At 67.2% G+C, this 17,231-nt stretch carries 15 protein-coding genes and 1 tRNA gene; 8 read left to right on the forward strand and 8 right to left on the reverse strand.

What is annotated here, in order from left to right:
* Window positions 1–45: 45 nt before the first annotated feature.
* From clpX to tig, 3 genes are read right to left on the reverse strand one after another with little or no spacing between them, the layout of a single operon-like run.
* Window positions 46–1,314, reverse strand: a complete 1,269-nt coding sequence (clpX, locus tag CKCBHOJB_RS10645; protein ID WP_281048644.1) for an ATP-dependent Clp protease ATP-binding subunit ClpX — start codon at window positions 1,312–1,314, stop codon at window positions 46–48.
* A gap of 16 nt (window positions 1,315–1,330) precedes the next feature.
* Window positions 1,331–1,969 (reverse strand): ATP-dependent Clp endopeptidase proteolytic subunit ClpP, encoded by a 639-nt coding sequence (clpP, locus tag CKCBHOJB_RS10650; RefSeq protein WP_281048645.1) that lies wholly within the window; start codon window positions 1,967–1,969, stop codon window positions 1,331–1,333.
* Between the two features lie 20 nt (window positions 1,970–1,989).
* Window positions 1,990–3,297: a trigger factor gene (gene tig / locus CKCBHOJB_RS10655; protein WP_281048646.1), complete on the reverse strand. Its 1,308-nt coding sequence runs from the start codon at window positions 3,295–3,297 to the stop codon at window positions 1,990–1,992.
* Window positions 3,298–3,661: 364 nt separating this feature from the next.
* Here tig and CKCBHOJB_RS10660 point away from each other — a divergent pair, with 364 nt between their 5' ends.
* The 7 genes from CKCBHOJB_RS10660 to CKCBHOJB_RS10690 all read left to right on the forward strand — a co-directional run bounded on the left by CKCBHOJB_RS10660 (window position 3,662) and on the right by CKCBHOJB_RS10690 (window position 11,739).
* Window positions 3,662–5,584, forward strand: a complete 1,923-nt coding sequence (locus CKCBHOJB_RS10660; protein ID WP_281048647.1) for a PrkA family serine protein kinase — start codon at window positions 3,662–3,664, stop codon at window positions 5,582–5,584.
* Window positions 5,585–5,647: 63 nt separating this feature from the next.
* The gene (locus tag CKCBHOJB_RS10665; RefSeq protein ID WP_281048648.1) at window positions 5,648–6,916 is read left to right on the forward strand and encodes a YeaH/YhbH family protein; all 1,269 of its coding nucleotides are present in this window, start codon (window positions 5,648–5,650) and stop codon (window positions 6,914–6,916) included.
* On the forward strand, window positions 6,913–8,466 hold the full coding sequence (locus CKCBHOJB_RS10670; protein WP_281048649.1) for a SpoVR family protein: 1,554 nt from the start codon (window positions 6,913–6,915) through the stop codon (window positions 8,464–8,466). Before CKCBHOJB_RS10665 ends, CKCBHOJB_RS10670 begins: the two co-directional genes overlap by 4 nt.
* An 84-nt stretch (window positions 8,467–8,550) precedes the next feature.
* Window positions 8,551–10,092 (forward strand): NAD(P)H-hydrate dehydratase, encoded by a 1,542-nt coding sequence (locus tag CKCBHOJB_RS10675; protein WP_281048650.1) that lies wholly within the window; start codon window positions 8,551–8,553, stop codon window positions 10,090–10,092.
* Window positions 10,093–10,146: 54 nt separating this feature from the next.
* On the forward strand, window positions 10,147–10,992 hold the full coding sequence (gene nadC / locus CKCBHOJB_RS10680; protein WP_281048651.1) for a carboxylating nicotinate-nucleotide diphosphorylase: 846 nt from the start codon (window positions 10,147–10,149) through the stop codon (window positions 10,990–10,992).
* Window positions 10,993–11,020: 28 nt separating this feature from the next.
* Window positions 11,021–11,599: a DUF2946 family protein gene (locus CKCBHOJB_RS10685; RefSeq protein WP_281048652.1), complete on the forward strand. Its 579-nt coding sequence runs from the start codon at window positions 11,021–11,023 to the stop codon at window positions 11,597–11,599.
* A gap of 55 nt (window positions 11,600–11,654) precedes the next feature.
* Window positions 11,655–11,739 (forward strand) — tRNA-Leu (locus tag CKCBHOJB_RS10690).
* 127 nt (window positions 11,740–11,866) lie between these two features.
* Here the strand turns inward: CKCBHOJB_RS10690 and thrC are convergent.
* The gene (thrC, locus tag CKCBHOJB_RS10695) at window positions 11,867–13,315 is read right to left on the reverse strand and encodes a threonine synthase (protein WP_281048653.1); all 1,449 of its coding nucleotides are present in this window, start codon (window positions 13,313–13,315) and stop codon (window positions 11,867–11,869) included.
* 255 nt (window positions 13,316–13,570) lie between these two features.
* On the opposite strand from thrC, the gene CKCBHOJB_RS10700 reads away from it, so the two are divergent.
* On the forward strand, window positions 13,571–14,410 hold the full coding sequence (locus CKCBHOJB_RS10700; RefSeq protein WP_281048654.1) for a tellurite resistance TerB family protein: 840 nt from the start codon (window positions 13,571–13,573) through the stop codon (window positions 14,408–14,410).
* Between the two features lie 96 nt (window positions 14,411–14,506).
* Here the strand turns inward: CKCBHOJB_RS10700 and CKCBHOJB_RS10705 are convergent, their stop codons facing one another.
* From CKCBHOJB_RS10705 to CKCBHOJB_RS10720, 4 genes are all read right to left on the reverse strand, one after another.
* The gene (locus CKCBHOJB_RS10705; protein ID WP_281048655.1) at window positions 14,507–14,719 is read right to left on the reverse strand and encodes a dodecin; all 213 of its coding nucleotides are present in this window, start codon (window positions 14,717–14,719) and stop codon (window positions 14,507–14,509) included.
* Between the two features lie 53 nt (window positions 14,720–14,772).
* Entirely contained in the window at window positions 14,773–14,913 is a 141-nt protein-coding gene (locus tag CKCBHOJB_RS10710; protein ID WP_281048656.1) for a hypothetical protein, read from the reverse strand.
* 127 nt (window positions 14,914–15,040) lie between these two features.
* A complete protein-coding gene (locus tag CKCBHOJB_RS10715; RefSeq protein ID WP_281048657.1) occupies window positions 15,041–15,715 on the reverse strand; it encodes an MOSC domain-containing protein in 675 nt (224 codons plus the stop codon).
* Window positions 15,716–15,844: 129 nt separating this feature from the next.
* Window positions 15,845–17,152: a homoserine dehydrogenase gene (locus tag CKCBHOJB_RS10720; protein WP_281048658.1), complete on the reverse strand. Its 1,308-nt coding sequence runs from the start codon at window positions 17,150–17,152 to the stop codon at window positions 15,845–15,847.
* Window positions 17,153–17,231: the final 79 nt, after the last annotated feature.

Consider the following 17,231-nt stretch of genomic DNA (forward strand, 5'->3'; position numbering starts at 1 on the left):
GTGCGAACCCGCCGCCAGACGGGCGTTCGTGCGGTCGGAGCCGGTTCAGTTGGCGCCCGAGACCTTCTGCTGTTCGGCGTACATCAGCAGGGGTTTTCCGCCTTCCTCGATCGTGGACTCGTCCACCACGACCTTCTCCACGTTTTCCAGCGTGGGCAGGTCGTACATGATGTCGAGCAGCGAGGCTTCGAGGATCGAACGCAGGCCGCGGGCACCGGTCTTGCGTTTGATCGCCTTGCGCGCCACCGCGTGCAGCGCGTTGGGACGGATCTCGAGCTCGACACCTTCCATCGAGAACAGCTTCTGGTACTGCTTGACCAGCGCGTTCTTGGGCTCGACCAGGATCTGGATCAGCGCTTCCTCGTCGAGTTCCTGCAGCGTGGCGACCACCGGCAGGCGGCCGATCAGTTCGGGGATGAGGCCGAACTTGATCAGGTCTTCCGGTTCGACCTGGCGGAAGGTGTCGGTGAGGTTCTTGGCGTCCTTGCTCTTGACCTCGGCGCCGAAGCCGATGCCGACCTTCTCGGTGCGGTTGCGGATGACCTTTTCCAGGCCGTCGAAGGCACCACCGCAGATGAACAGCACGTTGGTGGTGTCGACCTGGATGAAGTCCTGGTTCGGATGCTTGCGCCCGCCCTGCGGCGGGATCGAGGCCACCGTGCCCTCGATCAGCTTCAGCAGCGCCTGCTGCACGCCCTCGCCCGACACGTCGCGGGTGATCGAGGGGTTGTCGGCCTTGCGCGAGATCTTGTCGATCTCGTCGATGTAGATGATGCCCTGCTGGGCCTTCTCCACATCGTAGTCGCACTTCTGCAGCAGCTTCTGGATGATGTTCTCGACGTCCTCGCCGACGTAGCCGGCTTCGGTCAGCGTGGTGGCATCGGCCATCACGAAGGGGACGTTGAGCAGGCGCGCCAGGGTCTGCGCGAGCAGCGTCTTGCCCGAACCGGTGGGACCGATCAGCAGGATGTTGCTCTTGGCGAGCTCGACGTCGTCCTGCTTGGCCTCGATGTGGCGCAGGCGTTTGTAGTGGTTGTACACCGCCACCGCCAGGTTGCGCTTGGCCTGCGACTGGCCGATCACGTACTGGTCGAGGATGTCGCAGATCTCGCGCGGGGTGGGCAGCGCGCCCTTGATGCTCTCCGGATCTGCGGCGCCGACGATCTCGTCACGGATGATGTCGTTGCACAGCTCGATGCATTCGTCGCAGATGAAGACCGAAGGACCGGCGATCAGCTTGCGCACCTCGTGCTGGCTCTTGCCGCAGAAGGAGCAGTACAGCAGCTTTTCGCCGCCAGCCTTCTTGTCCGTCATGTGGGGTTCTCCTGAATCAGGTGTCGTCGCGGCTGGTCAGGATCTTGTCGACCAGGCCGTACTCCACCGCGGCCGCGGCAGACATGAAGTTGTCGCGGTCGGTGTCCTTCTCGATGCGCTCGAGCGGCTGGCCGGTGTGGCTGGACAGCATCTCGTTGAGGCGCGAGCGCAGGTAGAGGATCTCGCGGGCGTGGATCTCGATGTCCGAGGCCTGTCCCTGGAAACCGCCCAGCGGCTGGTGGATCATGACGCGCGAGTTGGGCAGGATGAAGCGCTTGCCCTTCTCGCCCGCCGCCAGCAGGAAGGCGCCCATGCTCGCCGCCTGGCCGATGCACAGCGTGCTGACGTTCGGCTTGATGAACTGCATGGTGTCGTAGATCGCCATGCCGGCGGTGACCGAACCGCCGGGCGAGTTGATGTAGAAGTAGATGTCCTTGTCCGGGTTCTCGGACTCGAGGAACAGCAACTGCGCCACGATCAGGTTGGCGGTCACGTCATTGACGGGGCCGACGAGGAATACCACCCGCTCCTTCAGAAGGCGCGAATAGATGTCGTAGGCGCGCTCGCCGCGACCGCTCTGTTCGACCACCATCGGAACCAGGCCGAGGCCGACCGGGTTCCAGTCGCTGCTGTGCTGGGGTGTTCCTTGCATCATTCGTCAGACCCTTTGCGGCATCAGGCCGCGTTGTTGCCCATCAGTTCGTCGAAGGCCACCGGCTTGTCGGTGGTCTCGGCCTTGTCGCAGACCCAGGCGACGACGTTGTCCTCGATGACCACGGCTTCAGCCTGCGCCAGGCGCTCCGGTTGAGCGTAATACCAGCGCACGAGTTCCGAAGGATCCTCGTAGCTCTGCGCCATTTCCTCGACCAGCGCGCGCACCTGTTCCGGCTTGGCGTGCAGTTCGTTGCCCTTGACCAGCTCGGCCATGATCAGGCCCAGCTTGACGCGGCGCGCGGCCTGATCGGTGAACCACGACGGATCGACCGGGATGTCCTTGGTCTTGAGGCCGCGCATCTCGAGGTCGCGGCGGGCGTTGTCGGCGAGTTGCTGCGACTCCGCCTGGACCAGCGCCTTCGGCACCTCGATCGGGGTCACGGCGATCAGCGCGTCCATGACCTGCTCCTTGACCTTGGCCTGGATGCGGCGCTTGACCTCGCGCTCGAGGTTACCCTTGACCTCTTCGCGCAGCTTGGCGACGTCGCCGTCGGCCACGCCGAGCGACTTGGCGAAATCGGCATCCACTTCGGGCAGCACGGCTTCCTCGACCGCCTTGACGGTGATCTCGAACTGCACGGTCTGGCCAGCCAGGTGCTGGGCGTGGTAGTCCGCCGGGAAGGTCATGTCGAAGGTCTTGCTCTCACCGGCCTTGAGGCCGACGACGGCATCCTCGAAGTCCTTGAGCATGGAGCCCGAGCCGACCACGAAGGGGAAGTCCTGCGCCTGGCCGCCGTCGAAAACCTCGCCGTCCTTGCGACCGGTGAAGTCGATCTGGACGCGGTCGCCTTCCGCAGCGGCACGCTCGACCTTGCTGAAGTTGGTGCGCTGCTTGCGCAGCACGTCGATGGTCTTGTCGACCTCGGCCTCACCGACGGTCAGCGCCGGGCGCTCGAGCTTCTGGCCGGCGAAATCGCCGACCACGATTTCCGGGTACACCTCGAAGGTGGCGGTGAAAGCCAGCGTGCCTTCGCCGGCGCCGTCCTTGGGCTGGATCTGCGGATAGCCGGCCACGCGCAGGTTGTCGGCACGGACCTTCTCGCCGAAGGCCTTCTCGACCGCCGCGCCGACGGCTTCACCGCGCGCCTGACCGCCGTGCGTCTGGGCGACGATCTTCATCGGCACCTTGCCCGGGCGGAACCCCGGCATCTTCACCGTGCGCGCCATGCGCTTGAGGCGGGCATCCACCTCCTTCTCGATGTCCGCCAGCGAGACGGTGATGTCGATGGTGCGCTCGAGCGCGCTCGGGGTGACCTGGTTCTGCTCCATTAACTCGATCCTGAGAAGTCTTGAAAAACCGCTCCCGCCCTGCATCGATGCGGCCCCGACCGGAACCGGAGACGCATTTCGCCAGCGTGAGCACGATGTACGAAGTCGAAGATTCTAGCACAGCCCCCGGCGAGCGCCCGAAGCATGAAACTGCGCGTGAACGGGGACACGAACATTCACGAAAAAGCCCCGCAGACGAGGAACTCGCGCCCGGCATGCCGTTCTCAGCAACAGATCCGGCGCCGGCACGCCCACCGCGGAGCTGGCGCGAACGGACCGCGCTGCAGGCATGACGAACGACAGCGCAACCAGGGTTGGTGACCGCAGGACGCGGCGCCGCGCATCGCTCGATCAGGAGACGTCCATGTCCATCTTCAATGCCTACCAGGCGCGCTTCGAGGCTGCCCGCGAAGAGGAGATGTCCCTCCAGGACTACCTCGAACTCTGCCGCGCCGACCGCATGGCCTACGCCACCGCCGCCGAACGCATGCTGGCGGCGATCGGCGAGCCGGAACTGGTCGACACCCGGCTCGACCCGCGGCTGTCGCGCATCTTCTCCAACAAGATCCTCAAGCTCTACCCGGCATTCCGCGACTTCTACGGCATGGAAGAGGTCATCGAGAACATCGTGTCCTACTTCCGCCACGCCGCCCAGGGCCTGGAGGAGAAGAAGCAGATCCTCTACCTGCTCGGCCCGGTGGGCGGCGGCAAGTCCTCGCTCGCCGAGATGCTCAAGAGCCTGATCGAGAAGGTGCCCTTCTACGCGATCAAGGGCTCGCCGGTGCACGAGTCGCCGCTCGGCCTGTTCGATGCCGCCGAGGATGCCCGCATCCTCGAGGACGACTTCGGCATTCCGCGCCGCTACCTCAACACCATCATGAGCCCGTGGGCGGTCAAGCGCCTGCACGAGTTCGGCGGCGACATCACCAGGTTCCGCGTGGTCAAGCTCAGCCCCTCGGTGCTGCGCCAGACCGCGGTCGCCAAGACCGAGCCCGGCGACGAGAACAACCAGGACATCTCCTCGCTGGTCGGCAAGATCGACATCCGCAAGCTCGAGCAGTACTCGCAGGACGACCCCGACGCCTACAGCTATTCCGGCGGCCTGTGCCTGGCCAACCGCGGCCTGCTCGAGTTCGTGGAGATGTTCAAGGCCCCGATCAAGGTCCTGCACCCGCTGCTGACCGCCACCCAGGAGGGCAACTACAAGGGTACCGAGGGTTTCGGCGCGATTCCGTTCGACGGCATCGTGATGGCGCACTCGAACGAGTCCGAGTGGGTCGCCTTCAAGAACAACAAGAACAACGAAGCCTTCCTCGACCGCATCTACACGGTCAAGGTGCCGTACTGCCTGCGCGTGTCGGACGAGATCCGCATCTACGAGAAGCTTCTGGTCCACAGTTCGCTGTCGGAGGCGCCATGCGCCCCGGACACGCTGAAGATGATGGCGCAGTTCGCGGTGCTGTCGCGCCTGAAGGAGCCCGAGAACTCGAGCATCTTCTCCAAGATGCGCGTGTATGACGGCGAGAACCTCAAGGACACCGACCCGAAGGCCAAGAGCTACCAGGAGTACCGCGACTACGCCGGGGTCGACGAGGGCATGACCGGGCTCTCCACCCGTTTCGCCTTCAAGGTCCTGTCCAAGGTCTTCAACTTCGACCACCGCGAGGTCGCCGCCAACCCGGTGCACCTGATGTACGTGCTCGAGCAGCAGATCGAGGCCGAGCAGTACCCGGCCGAGACCGAGGCGCGCTACATGGGCTACATCAAGGAATACCTGGCGCCACGTTACGCCGAGTTCATCGGCAAGGAGATCCAGACCGCCTACCTCGAGAGCTACTCCGAGTACGGGCAGAACATCTTCGACCGCTACGTGATCTACGCCGACTTCTGGATCCAGGACCAGGAATTCCGCGACCCCAACACCGGCGAGATCCTCGACCGTTCGGCGCTCAACGAGGAACTGGAGAAGATCGAGAAGCCGGCCGGGATCAGCAACCCGAAGGACTTCCGCAACGAGGTGGTCAACTTCGTGCTGCGCGCCCGCGCCAAGCACGACGGCCGCAACCCGAGCTGGACCTCGTACGAGAAGCTGCGCGCGGTGATCGAGAAGAAGATGTTCTCCAACACCGAGGACCTGCTGCCGGTGATCAGCTTCAACGCCAAGGCCAGCGCCGACGAGCAGAAGAAGCATCAGGACTTCGTCAATCGCATGATCGACAAGGGCTACACCGAGAAGCAGGTGCGCCTGCTGTGCGAGTGGTACCTGCGCGTGCGCAAGTCGTCTTGAGGCTGCCGGGATGACGCGGCGGGGCCTTGCGCCCCGCCCGCCGCCCCGGCACAGGGAGGAGACATGGTCCGCATCATCGATCGGCGCTTCGACAGCAAGAACAAGAGCGCGGTGAATCGCCAGCGCTTCATGCGCCGCTTCAAGCAGCAGATCCGCAAGGCGGTGTCGGAGGCCATCCACGGCCGTTCGATCCGCGACCTCGACAACGGCGAGGAGATTTCCATTCCCGCGCGCGACCTCTCCGAACCGTCCCTGCAGCACGGCAAGGGCGGCGTGTGGGAACAGGTCTTCCCCGGCAACGACCAGTTCAGCACCGGCGACCGCATCAAGCGTCCGCTCGGCGGCGGCGGACAGGGCAGCGGCAAGGGCCAGGCCAGCAACGAGGGCGAGCATGAGGATGACTTCGTGTTCCAGCTCTCGCGCGAGGAATTCCTCGACCTGTTCTTCGAGGACCTCGAGCTGCCGCGCCTGATCCGCACCCAGCTCGCCAAGGTCACCGACTACAAGACCCAGCGCGCCGGCTTCAAGTCCGACGGCACGCCGGCCAACATCAACATCATCCGCTCGATGCGCGGCGCGCTCGGGCGCCGGCTCGCGCTCGGCTCGCCCTACAGCGCGCGCATCCGCGAGCTGCAGCAGGCGCTGGAAGAGGCGCTCGCGCGCTCGGGCGAGGACAGCGACGAGGTGCGAGCCCTCCAGGAAGAGCTCGGGATGCTGCGCGCCAAGGTCGAGCGCATCCCCTTCATCGACAGCTTCGACCTGCGCTACAACAACCGCATCAAGGTGCCACGCCCGACCACACAGGCGGTGATGTTCTGCGTGATGGACGTCTCCGGCTCGATGGACGAGGAGCGCAAGTCCATGGCCAAGCGCTTCTTCATGCTGCTGCACCTGTTCCTGACCCGCAGCTACGAGCACATCGAGGTCGTCTTCATCCGCCACCACACGGTGGCCAAGGAGGTCGACGAGGACGAGTTCTTCCACTCGCGCGAATCGGGCGGCACCGTGGTGTCGAGCGCGCTCGCGCTGATGCGCGACATCCTGCACGAGCGCTACGCCAACGGACAGTGGAACGTCTACGGGGCACAGGCCTCCGACGGCGACAACTGGGACAACGACTCGCCGATCTGCGGCAAGCTCCTCGGCAACGAGATCCTGCCCTGGTGCCAGTACTTCGCCTACGTCGAGATCACCGCCGGCGAGCCGCAGAACCTGTGGCGCGAATACGCCAAGCTCGAGGCGGCGCACGACAACTTCGCCATGCAGCGCATCGAGTCGCCGGCCGACATCTATCCGGTGTTCCGCGAACTGTTCAAGAAGACGATCGCATGAAGACCACGCCCACCCGCAGCCGCCGCCGCGCCGGCAAGGCGCCGCTTCCCGCCGGGTCCGAATGGACCGCCGAGGCGATCGAGCGCTACCACGAGGAGATCGCCCGCGTCGCCGCGCACTACGGGCTCGACACCTACCCGGTGCAGATCGAGATCATCACCGCCGAACAGATGATGGACGCCTATGCCTCGGTGGGCATGCCGGTGAACTACCACCACTGGTCCTTCGGCAAGCACTTCCTGGCCACCGAGAAGGGCTACAAGCGCGGCCAGATGGGCCTGGCCTACGAGATCGTCATCAACTCCAATCCCTGCATCGCCTACCTGATGGAGGAGAACACGCTGACGATGCAGGGCCTGGTGATCGCCCACGCCGCCTACGGGCACAACAGCTTCTTCAAGGGCAACTACCTGTTCCGCACCTGGACCAACGCCGACGCCATCATCGACTACCTGATCTTCGCGCGGAACTACATCACCGAATGCGAGGAGCGCCACGGCGAGGAGGAAGTCGAGCTGCTGCTCGACTCCTGCCACGCGCTGATGAACCTCGGCGTCGACCGCTACAAGCGCCCGCCCAAGCTCTCGCTCGCCAAGGAGAAGCTGCGCCAGCAGGAACGCGAGGAGTACCTGCAGAGCCAGGTGAACGACCTGTGGCGCACCCTGCCCGCGCACGACGTACGCGCCGGCGCACGTGCGGAGCACCGCTTCCCGGCCGAGCCGGAAGAGAACCTGCTGTACTTCATCGAGAAGAACGCCCCGCTGCTCGAACCCTGGCAGCGCGAGGTGGTGCGCATCGTGCGCAAGATCGCGCAGTATTTCTTCCCCCAGCGCCAGACCCAGGTCATGAACGAGGGCTGGGCCACCTTCTGGCACTACACCCTGCTCAACCACCTGTACGACGAAGGCCTGCTCGCCGACAGTTTCATGCTCGAGTTCCTGCAGTCGCACACCAACGTCGTCGCCCAGCCGCCCTACAACAGCCGCTGGTTCAGCGGCATCAACCCCTACGCGCTCGGCTTCGCGATCTGGCGCGACATCCGCCGCATCTGCGAGGACCCCGACGAGGAGGACCGCCGCTGGTTTCCCGAGATCGCCGGCAGCGACTGGCTGGAGACCTTCGACTTCGCCATGCGCAATTTCAAGGACGAGAGCTTCGTCGCGCAATATCTGTCGCCGAAACTCATGCGCGACTTCCGCCTGTTCGCGGTGGTGGACGACGACCACGACGACAAGCTCGAGGTCTCGGCGATCCACGACGACGCCGGGTTCCGCAAGCTGCGCGCGATCCTCTCCGACCAGTACAACCTCGGCGCGCGCGAACCCAACGTGCAGGTGTGGAACGTCGACCTGCGCGGCGACCGCTCGCTGACCCTGCGCCACACCCCGTTCCGCCGCCGGCCGCTGGCCGACAGCACCGACGAGGTCCTGCGCCACCTCGCGCGGCTGTGGGGCTTCACCGTACGCCTGGAGACGGTGGGCGAAGACGGCACGGTGGAGTTGCGCAACGAGATCCGCGGCGAACCCCGTCCGAGCAGCGTCCATGCATGAGCATTGCCGCCGTGAAGGGTCGATACGCGCCGCGCATGCCGTCATGAGGCAGTAGAATCCGGGCTCCACTCCTGGAGCCCGAGCATGTTCAGCCCCCTGCGTCCCATCTACCCCGTCGCCGGCATCCGCGAGATCGAAAACACGCTGATCCCGAGCGCCCGCCCGCCGCTGATGGAACGCGCCGGCCGCGCAGCCGCCGAGGATGCGGTGCGCCTGATCATGGACCGCCCGGGCCCGATCCTGATCGCCTGCGGCCCCGGCAACAACGGTGGCGACGGCTTCGTGATGGCCCGCCAGCTCACCCAGGCCGGGCGCGAGATCGTGGTTGCATTCGCCGGCGCAGCGGATCGCCTGCCGGCCGAAGCGGCCAAGGCCCACGCCGACTACCTCGCGATCGGCGGCACGATCGTCTCCGACCTCCCCGCCGCGCCTGCGAATGGCTGGGCGCTGGTGGTCGACGCCCTGTTCGGCATCGGCCTCGGACGCCCGATCGAGGGCCGCTACGCGACCTGGATCCAGACCCTGAACGCCCAGCCCGGCCCGCGCATGGCGCTCGACGTGCCGAGCGGGCTCGACGCCGATACCGGCCAGCCGCTCGGCGCCACCTTCCGCGCCACCCACACCACCACCTTCATCGCCCTCAAGCCGGGCCTGCTCACCAACGACGGCCCGGACTACTGCGGCGAGATCAGCGTGCAGCGCATCGACATCGACGCGCCCGCCTGGCTGCCGCCGCGCGGCCACGCGGTCGCGCCCTCGCTGTTCCGCGCCCACCTCCAGCCCCGCCCGCGCAACACCCACAAGGGCATCTACGGCGACGCCGGCATCCTCGGCGGCAACGCCGGCATGGTCGGCGCCGCGCTGCTCGCCGGCCGCGCCGCGCTCTGGCTCGGCACCGGGAGGGTGTATGTGGGCCTGCTCGACGACAACGGCCCGGCGGTCGACTTCGCCCATCCGGAGTTGATGCTGCGCCGCGCCCGCGCCCTGCCCGAACGCCTCAGCGCGCTCGCCGTCGGCCCCGGGCTCGGCACGCAGAGCACGTCGGCGAGCCTGCTTGCCGCCGCGCTGCAACGCACCATCCCGGTGCTGCTCGACGCCGACGCGCTCAACCTGAGCGGCGCCGACGCCACCCTCAGGGAGATGCTGGCCGCACGCACCGCACCCACCGTGCTCACCCCGCACCCGGCCGAGGCCGGCCGCATGCTGGGCGTGGACACCGCCAGCGTGCAGGCCGACCGCCTGCATGCCGCACTCGAGATCGCCGCGCAGTTCAAGGCCCTGGTCGTGCTCAAGGGCTGCGGCAGCATCGTCGCCACGCCGGACGGGCGCTGGTTCATCAACGGCACCGGCCACCCCGGCATGGCCAGCGCTGGCATGGGCGACGTGCTCACCGGGCTGATCGTCGGCCTGCTCGCCCAGGGCTGGCCGGCCGAGTCCGCGCTGATCGCCGGCGTTCACCTGCACGGCGCCGCCGCCGACCGCCTCGCCCGCGAAGGCATCGGCCCGATCGGCCTGACCGCGAGCGAGACCATCGACGCCGCGCGCGGGGTGTTCAACGGCTGGCTGATCGAGGCGCAACGCGATCCGCGCCAGGCGGGTGCCGCCCCGTTCCGCCCCGGGCGCTGATTCCCGGGGTGGTAGAATCCGGGCATCCGCTGACCACGTCCAACAGGCCTCGCCATGCTCTCCGAACAGCTCCGCGTCGAAATCCAGCGCAACATCGCAGCCTCGCTCGCCGAGGACATCGGCACCGGCGACCTCACCGCCCGCCTGATCGCACCCGACACCGAAGCGCGCGGGCGCGTCATCACCCGCGAGGACGCGGTGATCTGCGGCACCGCCTGGTTCGACGCCGCCTTCGCCGCGCTGAGCCCCGCCGCGGTGGTGCACTGGCACGTCAAGGACGGCGACACGGTCAAGGCCGGCCAGCTGCTGTGCGAGATCATCGCGCGCGCGCGCGTGCTGCTGACCGCCGAACGTACCGCGCTGAACTTCCTGCAGCTGCTGTCCGGCACCGCCACCGTGACCCGCCGCTTCGTCGACGCCGTCGCCGGCACGCGGGCGAAGATCGTCGACACCCGCAAGACCCTGCCCGGCCTGCGCCTGGCGCAGAAGTACGCGGTTGCGATCGGCGGCGGCACCAATCACCGCGTCGGCCTCTACGACGGCATCCTGATCAAGGAAAACCACATCATCGCCGCCGGCGGCATCCGCGAGGTGGTCGAGCAGGCACGCGCGATCGCCCCGTCCAATGTCTTCATCGAGGTCGAGGTCGAGAACCTGGAGCAGCTGCGCGAGGCGCTCGACGCCGGCGTCAAGATGGTGCTGCTCGACAACATGAGTCTCGAGGAGATGCGCGAAGCGGTCGCAATCACCGCCGGCCGTGCGGAACTCGAAGCCTCCGGCGGGGTGAACCTCGAGCGCGTGCGCGCGATCGCCGAAACCGGCGTGGACCGCATCTCGATCGGCACCCTGACCAAGGACGTGCGCGCGCTCGACCTGTCGCTGCGCCACGTCGAGCAGTGATCCGCACGCCACTCATGCCCCGTTCGCGATGACGACCCCAGGCGATCTCCCGCCCTGGCCGACAGTGCCCGACTGCCACGGCTGGCTGTCCCTCGACGCGCGTGGAAACTGGCGGCTGAAGGACGAGCGCGTCGAGCATCGCGGCCTGATCGCCTTCCTGAACGCCAACTACGCATGCAACGACGAGGGGAGCTGGCTGGTTCACAACGGCCCCCAGCGCGTGCATGTCGCGCTCGAGGCGGCGCCGTGGATTCTGCGCCTGCACCCCGACGGCACGCTCCACACCCACACCGGTCGCCTGGCGCGCCCGGCGGCGCCGGTGCTGATGGATGCGGATGGCGGCGTTTACCTGCAGACCGATCTCGGCGCGGCGGCGATCGACGATCGCGATCTCGCCGCCTTCGCGGCCGAACTCGAGGACGAGCACGGCGTGGCTGCCGACGAGGCGGCCCTGCTCGCGCTGCTCGCAGGCGCTCCCACCCGCCTGTGCTGGCGCGGTCTGGCGGTGGCCTTCGCAGCTACCGACGAGATCCCCATCCGCCTCGCTTTCCGGCGCCGGTCGCAGCCGACCGAAACGCTTGACGCCCCCACCGCACCGACGTTATAGTCCGCGCCCTCGTCGAGTTGAACCGGTCCGGTTCGGCGCCGGCGACAGGAAACAAGCCTTGGTGGTGAAATTGGTAGACACGCTATCTTGAGGGGGTAGTGGCGAAAGCCGTGCGAGTTCGAGTCTCGCCCAAGGCACCAGAATCCGGACGCCGTCCTCGCTGACAGCGCCCCACGAAAAAGCCCGCGATACAGCCGCGGGCTTTTTCCGTTCACGCGGCCGAGGATCGCACCCCGCCGCACGCGCGGCGGAGCGGTCGCGCAAGGTTCAGGTGCGCTCGGCGATGAAGCGCTTGATCGCATCGACCTCGGGCGCCATCACCTCGACACGCTGCGGCAGCTTCTCGATGCCCTCGAGATCGGCCGGACGCTCCGGCTCGCGGCCGAGCGCCTCGACGATGGTCTCGGCGAACTTGACCGGCAGCGCGGTCTCCAGCACCAGCACCGGCACGCCGGCGGGCACCTCGGCCGCATGCTCCCAGGCCACCTTCACGCCGTCGGCAGTGTGGGTGTCGATCATCACCCCGTACTGCTCGAACACCTTGCGGATCGTGGCCAGGCGGTCGACATGGCTGCTCGCCCCCGACACGAAGCCGAACTCGCCGATACGGGCGAATTCCGGCGAGCCCGACAGATCGAAGGCGCGGCCGGCGTCCACTTCGGCCCACAGCGCGGCGACCTTCTTCGGGTCGCGCCCGACCAGGTCGAACACGAAGCGCTCGAAGTTCGAAGCCTTGGAGATGTCCATCGACGGGCTCGAGGTCACGTGGGTCTCGGCCGCCTTGCGCGGACGATAGACGCCGCTGCGGAAGAACTCGTCGAGCACGTCGTTCTCGTTGGTGGCGAGAATCAGCCTGGCGACCGGCAGGCCCATCTGGCGGGCGATGTGACCGGCGCAGATGTTGCCGAAGTTGCCCGAGGGCACGCAGAAGGCGACCTGCTCCTCATTGCTCCTGGTCGCAGCAAAATAGCCCTTGAAGTAATAGACGATCTGCGCCGCCACCCGCGCCCAGTTGATCGAATTGACCGCGCCGATCTTGTGCTTCGCCTTGAAGGCGTGGTCGTTGGACACCGCCTTCACGATGTCCTGGGCGTCGTCGAACATGCCGGTGACGGCGATGTTGAAGATGTTGTCGTCCTGCAGCGAGTACATCTGCGCGCGCTGGAAGGCGCTCATCTTGCCGTGCGGCGACAGCATGAACACGCGCACCCCGCGTTTGCCGCGCATCGCGTATTCCGCCGCCGAGCCGGTGTCGCCGGAGGTCGCGCCGAGGATGTTGATCGTCTCCCCGCGCTTCGCGAGCACGTACTCGAACAGGTTGCCGAGCAGCTGCATCGCCATGTCCTTGAAGGCGAGCGTCGGGCCGTTCGACAGCTCCAGCAGGCCGAAGCGCCCCTCCTCCAGCCAGTGCACCGGGGTGATCTCGCGCGCGTCGTCACCCCTTCGCACATGGCGGTACACCTCGGCGGTGTAGGTCTTGTCGCAGATCGCCTTCAGGTCGGCAGCCGGGATGTCGGTGATGAACTTCGACAGGATCGCGAACGCCAGTTCCGCGTAAGACAGGCCGCGCCAGGCGTCGAGCTCGGCACGCGTCACCTGCGGATAGGATTCGGGCAGGTAGAGGCCGCCGTCAGGCGCCAGGCCGCCCAGCAGGATGTCGCAGAACTCGGGGTTGGCGGGCTGGCCGGCATGGCCGCGGGTGGAGATGTACTTCACTGGGCAGTCCTTCAGGATGACTTGATCGGCGCGCCCGAACTGGAGCGAGGAAAGGGCGCAAAGGCGGAATTCTAACGAATTCGGCCCCCGCATCGAGTCGTTTCCGCGGGGCGCAGCCCTGACCGAGGCGCGGGTGGCTCGGGACGGGCCCATTCGATGCGGCCCCGATCGCGCGCGGCCATGCGCAGATCATGCACACGGCCGCCGCACGGGCCCGCTACAATCCCATTTCCACACAACGAAGCGGAGTCCGCGATGAGCCTAGGAAACATTCTCGGCCAGATCCTTCAGCAGGGCATGTCCGGCCAGGGCCGGTCGCGACTGGACCACGCGGTCGGCGCGGGTGGCATCGGTGATCTGCTTGGCGGACTGCTCGGCGGCCAGGGCGGCGGAGCTGCGGCAGGCGGCGGACTCGGCGACCTGCTCGGCGCAGCGCTCGGTGGCGGACGCAGCAACGCCGGCGCAGGCGGGCTGGGTGATCTGCTCGGCGGAGGCGTCGGTGGCGGGCTCGGCGGGAGCCGCCCTGCGGCTGGTGGCGGACTGGGCGATCTGCTCGGCAGCGTACTCGGCGGCGGCCGCAGCAGCGCCGGCAGCAGTCGCGGGAGCGGTGCCGGCATGGCGATCCTGGCCACCATCGCCATGGCTGCCCTCAAGAACTGGACCGACAGCCGCCGCGAACAGGCGGCGATGCCCGGCGCCGCGGCCGGCTTCGCGCCGCAGGAGCTCGAGGCGATGACCGCGCCCGACATCGAGGCGCTGGCCCTGCGCGCGATGGTGTCGGCCGCCAAGGCCGACGGCCGCATCGAGGAGGACGAGATCCAGCGCATCGTAGGCAAGGTGGGCGCCGACGGCCTGAGCGAGGACGAAAAGCAGTTCCTGATGAGCGAGTTGCGCGCACCGCTCGACCTCGACGCGCTGGTGGCCCAGGTGCCCAACGAGATGGTGGCCGCCGAGGTCTATGCGGCCTCGCTGCTCGCGATCGACCTCGACACCCAGGCCGAGATCGACTACCTGCGCCAACTCGCGCAGGGCCTGCGCCTGGACGGTGCCACCGTCGCCCGCTTGCACCAGATCACCGGCGCCACGCCGGTCTGAGCGCGACCAAGCCTGCCCCCTGCGCTCGCGCCACGGCGGCAAAACAATGCGGCTCATGTGATGCCTGCGGCCGGACCTCCCCGGCAGCAGGCGCATTCACTCGGCTTCGAGACGGAAGCCGACCTTCAGCGTGACCTGGAAGTGGGCGACCTTGCCGTCCACAATGTGGCCGCGCGTTTCCACCACCTCGAACCAGTCGATATGGCGGATCGTTCGCGACGCCGTCTCGATCGCATTGCGGATGGCAGCATCCGTGCCGTCGCGTGACGAACCGACGATTTCCACGAGCTTGTAGGTGTGATCGGACATTTCGCTCTCCTCGACGCGCTCTTCGCTATTGACCGGGGCGGCTCCGCGCATGCTCAACCCGCCCCGCCGTCCTGCCCCTCGGGCAGTCCCCTCCGTTCGTGCTCGAAGCGCCGCACCGACGCGCGATAGCCACGCGTGCCGAGCACGGCCACGGCCACGAGAATGGCAATGAACACGATGAGCTTGAAGGCCATGCGGGTGCGCTCCTTGATGTATGCCCTGCGGCGTTGCTGCCCCGACCGGCGGGCGCAGGGCCGCTGCGCACGTGTTTTCAGTGTAGCTTCGAATCCGCCCCGCCGCCCGCGCTGCCGGCGGCGCCTCTCACCCGGCGTGGGTCTCGAGCCAGTCGGCGCGTTCGCGCCAGCGCTGAGCCTTGTCGGCCGCCAGCCCCGGCGCGGCCGCGATGCGCCGCAAGGAAGCGATGTCGGGGCGATGCGCCATGACCTCGTCCCAGTAGTGCGCGAGGCTGAGCCAGGGGTTCGGCCGCTCCAGCAGCTCGATCCCGTCGCCCGCGGCGATCGCGCCCGGCGACAGGACCCGGTAGTACCAGCCGGTGATCCCGGCCGCCTCGACGAAACGCGAGGCATCATCCACCTTAAGCCGGCGATCGATCTTCCAGCACGGTGAGCGCGGCTGGCTCACCTGCACTTGCGCGCTGCCGATGCGGAACACGTCGCCGATGCAGACCTCGTGCTCGGTCATGCCCCTGGTGCTGATGTTCTCGCCCAGCACGCCCGGTGCCACCATCGCGGCGCACTGCGGCCACTCCTCGGCGATCACCGCGTAATGGTCGGCGGGATAGTGGTGCAGCGCCTTGTCGGCACCGCCGTGATGGCGCAGGTCGGCCTGCTCGTCGCCCGCCAGCCCGGTGGCCGAGAGCTGTACCGGCCCCTCCACCGCAGACTTGAACATGCCGGTCGCCTCGCCGTCGGGCAGCATCAGGCGCACCCTGCCGACAAAGACCTGATCCACCCTGTTCTCGAGCCTGTCTTCCATTGCGCCCTCCCCCACCTTCTCGTTCGTCATCGGCGCGCGCTGCGCCGCCTGCCGTAAACCAGAAGGAGGCCGTCCCTCATCGGTGACGGCCTCCTTCCTCGACCCTGCTTCAGTCGGCGTTGCCCATGGTCACAGGCTTTCCATCCGCAGCTTGGTCACCTTGCCCTGCACCACCGCCAGCGCCTCGATCTTGGCGATCGCGGCATTGGCGTTCTTCTCCACCGTCTGGTGGGTCAGCATGATGATGTCGGTGTGCGACTCGCCCTCGGCGGCTTCCTTCTGGTTCAGCGCCTCGATCGAGATGCCGCTGTCGGCCAGGATGCGGGTGATGTCGGCGAGCACGCCCGGCTTGTCCTCGACGCGCATGCGCAGGTAGTAGGAGGTGACGACCTCGTCGATCGGCAGCACCGGCACGTCGCGCACCTGATCGGGCTGGAAGGCCAGGTGCGGTACGCGATGCTCGGGGTCCGAGGTGTGCAGCCGGGTGACGTCGACTAGGTCGGCGATCACCGCCGACGCGGTCGGCTCGGCACCGGCGCCCTTGCCGTAGTACAGCGTGGCGCCGACGGCGTCGCCCTGCACCAGCACCGCGTTCATCGCGCCTTCGACGTTTGCGATCAGTCGCTTGGACGGGATCAGGGTCGGATGCACGCGCAACTCGACGCCGTTTTCGCGGCGACGCGCGATGCCCAGCAGCTTGATGCGGTAGCCGAGCTCTTCGGCATAGGTGATGTCCACCGAGTCGAGCTTGCTGATGCCCTCGATGTAGGCCTTGTCGAACTGCATCGGGATGCCGAAGGCGATCGCGCTCATGATCGTCGCCTTGTGTGCGGCATCCACACCTTCGATGTCGAAGGTCGGGTCGGCTTCGGCATACCCCAGCGCCTGCGCCTCCTTCAGCACCTCGGCGAAGGGCAGACCCTTGTCGCGCATCTCGGAGAGGATGAAGTTGGTCGTGCCGTTGATGATGCCGGCCAGCCACTCGATGCGGTTGGCGGTGAGGCCCTCTCGCAGCGCCTTGATGATCGGGATGCCGCCGGCGACCGCGGCCTCGAAGGCCACCATGACGCCCTTCTTCTGCGCCGCGGCGAAGATCTCGTTGCCATGCACCGCGAGCAGCGCCTTGTTGGCGGTGACCACGTGCTTGCCGTTCTCGATCGCCTTCAGCACCAGCTCCTTGGCCACACCGTAGCCGCCGATCAGTTCGACGACGATGTCGATCTCGGGATCGGCGACCACCGCGAAGGCGTCGTCGGTCAGCTTGACTTCACCGCCGGTGACCTTGCGCGCGAGCTCCAGGTTCTTGTCGGCCACGGTGGTGATGACGATCGGACGACCGGCACGACGGGTGATCTCCTCGGCGTTGCGCTTGAGGACGGTGAAGGTGCCGCCACCGACGGTACCGATGCCAAGGAGGCCAACATTGATGGGTTTCATAAGGCGTCAGGAGTGAGGTGTTAGGAGTCGGGATTGCGGCGGAACAAGGCGCAGTGACGCCGCGCCGCCGCCGGATTGG

It is taken from the genome of Thauera sp. GDN1 (assembly GCF_029223545.1).
In the GTDB taxonomy this organism is placed as follows: Bacteria; Pseudomonadota; Gammaproteobacteria; order Burkholderiales; family Rhodocyclaceae; genus Thauera.

Coding starts and splice junctions, on each gene's coding strand:
- clpP (WP_281048645.1), bottom strand. CDS start 1,969: ATGATGCAAGGAACACCCCAGCACAGCAGCGACTGGAACCCGGTCGGC.
- CKCBHOJB_RS10660 (WP_281048647.1), top strand. CDS start 3,662: ATGTCCATCTTCAATGCCTACCAGGCGCGCTTCGAGGCTGCCCGCGAA.
- CKCBHOJB_RS10685 (WP_281048652.1), top strand. CDS start 11,021: ATGACGACCCCAGGCGATCTCCCGCCCTGGCCGACAGTGCCCGACTGC.
- CKCBHOJB_RS10700 (WP_281048654.1), top strand. CDS start 13,571: ATGAGCCTAGGAAACATTCTCGGCCAGATCCTTCAGCAGGGCATGTCC.
- CKCBHOJB_RS10720 (WP_281048658.1), bottom strand. CDS start 17,152: ATGAAACCCATCAATGTTGGCCTCCTTGGCATCGGTACCGTCGGTGGC.
- CKCBHOJB_RS10675 (WP_281048650.1), top strand. CDS start 8,551: ATGTTCAGCCCCCTGCGTCCCATCTACCCCGTCGCCGGCATCCGCGAG.
- nadC (WP_281048651.1), top strand. CDS start 10,147: ATGCTCTCCGAACAGCTCCGCGTCGAAATCCAGCGCAACATCGCAGCC.
- tig (WP_281048646.1), bottom strand. CDS start 3,297: ATGGAGCAGAACCAGGTCACCCCGAGCGCGCTCGAGCGCACCATCGAC.
- CKCBHOJB_RS10715 (WP_281048657.1), bottom strand. CDS start 15,715: ATGGAAGACAGGCTCGAGAACAGGGTGGATCAGGTCTTTGTCGGCAGG.
- CKCBHOJB_RS10710 (WP_281048656.1), bottom strand. CDS start 14,913: ATGGCCTTCAAGCTCATCGTGTTCATTGCCATTCTCGTGGCCGTGGCC.
- CKCBHOJB_RS10665 (WP_281048648.1), top strand. CDS start 5,648: ATGGTCCGCATCATCGATCGGCGCTTCGACAGCAAGAACAAGAGCGCG.
- clpX (WP_281048644.1), bottom strand. CDS start 1,314: ATGACGGACAAGAAGGCTGGCGGCGAAAAGCTGCTGTACTGCTCCTTC.
- CKCBHOJB_RS10705 (WP_281048655.1), bottom strand. CDS start 14,719: ATGTCCGATCACACCTACAAGCTCGTGGAAATCGTCGGTTCGTCACGC.
- CKCBHOJB_RS10670 (WP_281048649.1), top strand. CDS start 6,913: ATGAAGACCACGCCCACCCGCAGCCGCCGCCGCGCCGGCAAGGCGCCG.